At 56.7% G+C, this 4,227-nt stretch carries 4 protein-coding genes and 1 pseudogene; 2 read left to right on the top strand and 3 right to left on the bottom strand.

Features of this window, described 5'->3' with window-relative positions:
* The first annotated feature begins 168 nt into the window (after positions 1-168).
* Positions 169-1,845: an AIPR family protein gene (locus tag BG35_RS0107140; RefSeq protein WP_025782290.1), complete on the top strand. Its 1,677-nt coding sequence runs from the start codon at positions 169-171 to the stop codon at positions 1,843-1,845.
* Positions 1,846-2,104: 259 nt separating this feature from the next.
* Positions 2,105-2,341 carry a hypothetical protein gene (locus BG35_RS0107135; protein ID WP_152535214.1) on the top strand — a complete coding sequence of 79 codons (237 nt, stop codon included), beginning with the start codon at positions 2,105-2,107 and terminating at the stop codon, positions 2,339-2,341.
* 142 nt (positions 2,342-2,483) lie between these two features.
* Here the strand turns inward: BG35_RS0107135 and BG35_RS0107130 are convergent, their stop codons facing one another.
* The 3 genes and pseudogenes from BG35_RS0107130 to BG35_RS0107120 all read right to left on the bottom strand — a co-directional run.
* Positions 2,484-2,906 carry a hypothetical protein gene (locus BG35_RS0107130; protein WP_161632563.1) on the bottom strand — a complete coding sequence of 141 codons (423 nt, stop codon included), beginning with the start codon at positions 2,904-2,906 and terminating at the stop codon, positions 2,484-2,486.
* A 164-nt stretch (positions 2,907-3,070) separates the two neighbouring features.
* Positions 3,071-3,232: a hypothetical protein gene (locus tag BG35_RS13110; RefSeq protein ID WP_161632562.1), complete on the bottom strand. Its 162-nt coding sequence runs from the start codon at positions 3,230-3,232 to the stop codon at positions 3,071-3,073.
* 307 nt (positions 3,233-3,539) lie between these two features.
* Positions 3,540-4,227 (bottom strand): annotated as a pseudogene (locus BG35_RS0107120) (AMP-binding protein); the annotation flags it as partial.

The following is a 4,227-nucleotide window of genomic DNA, read 5'->3' as shown; positions in this document are numbered from 1 at the left end:
CTTTGACGGCCACGGCACACTGGCAACTCCTGGAATTATAGGCCAAGCCGGGGGCGTCCCCAGGGCAAGGCGTTACCCTGAGATGAGCAAGCCTTCCCGGAGACGTTAGCATGATGTTCATTGCAGCCAGCAGATCGTTGGTGCTATTGGACCAAGTCCACAATGACCATGTCTCTCGCCGCCCAAGTTATTGATCAGCAAGTCAGCGGAATTGCCGACAGGTTCAGGAACGAGTTCACCGCTGAACTTGGATTGGGCTCGGATGAACACAGGAGACGAGGAGTCGCTTTCATCTTTCTTGTTGCCAAAACCATGCTTCCATTGGAAGACGATGAGATCCTGGACGGCATTGTGGATGGGGGAAACGATTGTGGAATCGATGCACTATATTTTGAGTCACCTGATCAAGGAAATATAAAAATTACTCTGATTCAGGTCAAGTATAGAAAACACCTTAGCGGCGAAGGAGCTTTCCCGGAAAACGCGATCATTAAAATGATAGATGCCGTCAAAAAACTGTTTGATCCAAGATTAACGGTGACAATGAATGAGCGCCTGCGCCTGCGGATTGAAGAGGTTCGCGCTTTCGTTCGCGAAGGCGCCATTCCGCAAGTGGATGCAGTAGCCGCCAACAATGGTTCCCGGTGGACATCGACAGCACAGCAGACCATCGAGAACGCTCAAGCCCAGCTTGGGGACCAAGTGACGTGGCAACATGTGGGCTCCTCCCACCTCCTGGCCATGTTGCAGGCACGGAAGCCCGTTGACACTGAACTACAGCTTACCGGGAAGGCCTTGGTGGAAACCTTCGATTTCCGTCGCGTACTCATGGGCCGCATGTCCGTTGCCGAGCTTGCGCGCATGACCAACAGATACGGCAATTTCCTGTTTGAAAAGAACATCCGACGTTATCTTGGCTTGAGCAACAATCGAGTCAACGAGGCGGTTGCGGCCACGCTCCGCCAGCCCGATCAACAATCAAACTTCTATTTCTATAACAATGGTATTACAATCACCTGTTCGCAATTTCGCCATAATGCTCTGCAGAGGGACGACTGGCGCGTGCAAATCAGCAACATGCAAATTATTAACGGTGGACAAACCGCCCGCACCGTCCAGCAAGTTGCTCAACAAATGGGATCAGAAGCAATAGAAACTGCAGAAGTTCTGGTGCGCATATACGAACTGAACCAAAATGATAACGAGCTCATTCATGCTATCACCGTTGCTACAAATAGTCAAAATCCAGTGGAAATACGAGATTTAAAAGCGAATGAACCAGAGCAGAAAGCTCTCGCCCAATCCATCTCACTTCTGGGATACACATATCGAGTCAAGCGTGAAGATCGGACTGTCACATCTAAGGAATTCACCAGCGCCGTGGTCGCTGAGGCCGTACTGGCAATCTGGCGCCGCCGTCCGCACCAGGCACGATTTATGAGGCGGCAACACTTTAGCACACTTTACAATATAATCTTTACAAAGGATCTGAACGGCGCCCAGGCAATTATTGCCGCATTGCTCCATAGGTACGCAGAGCAACGTAGAAAGCAGCCACCCCAGGATGCCCCCAATTTTCTGGCCTATGGCTCCCGCTTCATCGCCATGCTCATGGGTCGCTATCTTTTGCGGGATATGGGGATTGATCTCGCTCACCTCGACCACCGGAACTTTGATCATGCCCAGCGGCTGATCCAGAACAAGGACAATCTTTTGAACTACTTGTCTCATTCAGAGAAGGAAATCTCCAGAGTGCTTGCGTCCCTCGACCACGGGCAACAACCAACGCTACAACAGTTATCTGCCACCTTCCGTCGAGGAGATCTGGTCGAGATGCTGCTCTGAGATGAGTCTCATCCATACTCTCCAGTTATGGCCGCTTTGCGAGCCTGCTTCTGCTGGTGCAAGTTACTATCTTCGAGGTGGTGAAGAACGCCGCCAGTCAGGGCAAGAGCCAGCATCAAGCCCTGAAGGATGCAAGGACCGAAGGGGTTCAGCTTGGGAGACGATCAGGGTAAGAGCGTCTACACGCTGGCCAAAGAAGGGAGGCCCACGGCACGACAAAAGCGGGCATTGCTGGGGGCCACACAAAGAGTGAATTACCATGATAAACCGTCAGATCAGTCTGTACTTTGGCCATATGCGGGAAGTGGCCGATCAGGGTGCCTTGGCCGTCAGGCTCACCGGCAAGCTCCATGACGTGCAGGAAGCGGTGATCCGTCACGTGATGGACAAAGTCTCGTCGGTTGTGGCCAATGATATTGATTCAGGTTATTCCACCATCGGCAGGCTCAGCTACGGCAGGATTGATTTTCAAGTGCTTGAAGTCAGGATGGGATAGCCTCGGAAGGGTCATAAGCCCGCCAGGAAGGGCCGTCAAGGATGGCGGGCCTGAAGCCCCTTTGGGGGCTACCAGCGGGCTTTGTAGGCGGTGAAGGCGGCCCAATCGGAAGCGGCTCCTTTTGTGTGGCCTGGTTCGGTGGTCATGGTGAAGCCCACGGAGAATGAGCCTTCTGCCAGAGGAAGATCCAGGGGAGTGGTGAAGTCCAGTTGGCGGCCGCTGGGGATAAGGGGGCTGAATAAGTTTGGCCTGTTACGATGCCGTCTTGGGAGCCGGTGGCCAAGGTGTAGACCATGGAACCGGCGGCCACCCGTAGGGGTTGGCTAAGGGAGAACCTCAGGACGTTACCGTTGTTAAACTGCCTGGCGGCTTCACGGGTAAAGGCGTTTGTGGTGAGGGTATCAATGCCGTCAATCACACTGCCACCCGCCACTGATGGGGCCACACGGCCAATTTCCCCGGCGGCGGCAAGGGACCATTGCCCCATGTCGGTTTGCCACCGGCTGCCCACATGGAAAGTATTGGCGGCAAGGGAGCCAAAGATGCCCTTGGCTTGGGCTCCCAAGAGGGAATCGGCTTCATGGACGGCCCCGGCGGTGAAGGTGAAGGGACCCTTGGCGGGCTGATAAGCAACTTCTACCCCTTGGGTATGGAAGGAGGCGGTCCAACCCTGGGGCTGGCAACGTGAAAAGGGGCTTGAAGAGAGAAGGACCACTGTTCCGGAACGGCTCAATCAGCAGGGGCCATGAAAGAATCCAGGGCGGCGGCCAGGCTGGTCCCCGGTGTTGCCCCCACAAAGGAATCCCCGTTCAGATTGAAGGTTACCCCGGGGATCGCGCTAAAGCCTGCCACCTGCTGTTGTCCAATGTCGTTGGCGAAGGCGTCACCCATGGCCCCGCTTGGGCTTATGTAGCTGTTGGCCAATGCGTGGGGATCAATGGGGCTTTGGCTGGATTGGCCTGGGGCAAGGTAACCCGGGCCATGGTTTCTAGCATATTGTAAATCCTCAATCGCTGCCATAAAGGCGCCACCTACGAAGCCTGTCCCACTGGCATCTCTCCATTCTGCCCACCCAGTTCCAATGGCTTCATAAGGCAAGCCATTGTCGTGATTTAGAGACGAAAATCTACCGGTCCACTCGTCATTAGTCGTTGTAATTGTTTGTCATTTAGAAGTTAGATGCCTTGTTGAGCCCGGGTCACTTCCGTTCAACCCAGGTTTGCCAGCGGCGGCGCTCCCACTTGCCCTGGGCATTGGGGGCAAGCCGGGGGCAATGGATCCATTGTTTCGGGCGCTCCGCCGGCGGACGTGGGGATACGGCCTTTTCCAAGGCCGCCACGGACACGGTTCCCCGGTACAGGCCCACCAGCCGTTGGCCCCAGTGAACATCCTCCACACCCACCACCAGCACCGCCTCCAGACCGTCAAGACCCGCAAGGCCGGCTTCAATCGCCTCGGGAAACACCGTCTCCCCACCACTGTTAATAGCCCCGTCCAGCCGGCCCAACACCTGCAGGCCCTGTCTCCCCAATCGGCCCCGATCCGCTGTGCGCCACCATCCGTTCCGCAACGGCAAGAGCTGCAGTGTCCCATCCACGAGAAAGCCGGGGGTGAGCACAGGGGTGCGGATCTCCAGGACATCGGTTGCGCCGTGGGCCGCTGCACTGCGCAGGGCAACGTGGGGCAAGGGCAAGCCGCAGCCCTCCACACCGGCCAGGAACCGACGGGGATCAAGGGCGGTCACCATGGCGCCGGTCTCCGTACTCCCGTAGCAGGGGGAGAGGGGGAGACCGGCGCGGCGCGCCTGTTGCCGCAGCGCCGGCCCCAGGGGAGCGCCGCCCACCCAGCAGCAGGCCGGTTGTTGCAACCAGTCCACCCCCCCGGGC

It is taken from the genome of Candidatus Synechococcus spongiarum SH4 (assembly GCF_000586015.1).
Classification (GTDB): domain Bacteria; phylum Cyanobacteriota; class Cyanobacteriia; order PCC-6307; family Cyanobiaceae; genus Synechococcus_B; species Synechococcus_B spongiarum_F.
This window is presented reverse-complemented; position numbering and strand designations above follow the sequence as displayed.

What these genes read in the sequence shown, in the direction of transcription:
- BG35_RS0107140 (WP_025782290.1), top strand. Translation starts at nt 169, where the DNA reads ATGTCTCTCGCCGCCCAAGTTATTGATCAGCAAGTCAGCGGAATTGCC.
- BG35_RS0107135 (WP_152535214.1), top strand. Translation starts at nt 2,105, where the DNA reads ATGATAAACCGTCAGATCAGTCTGTACTTTGGCCATATGCGGGAAGTG.
- BG35_RS13110 (WP_161632562.1), bottom strand. Translation starts at nt 3,232, where the DNA reads ATGGGTGACGCCTTCGCCAACGACATTGGACAACAGCAGGTGGCAGGC.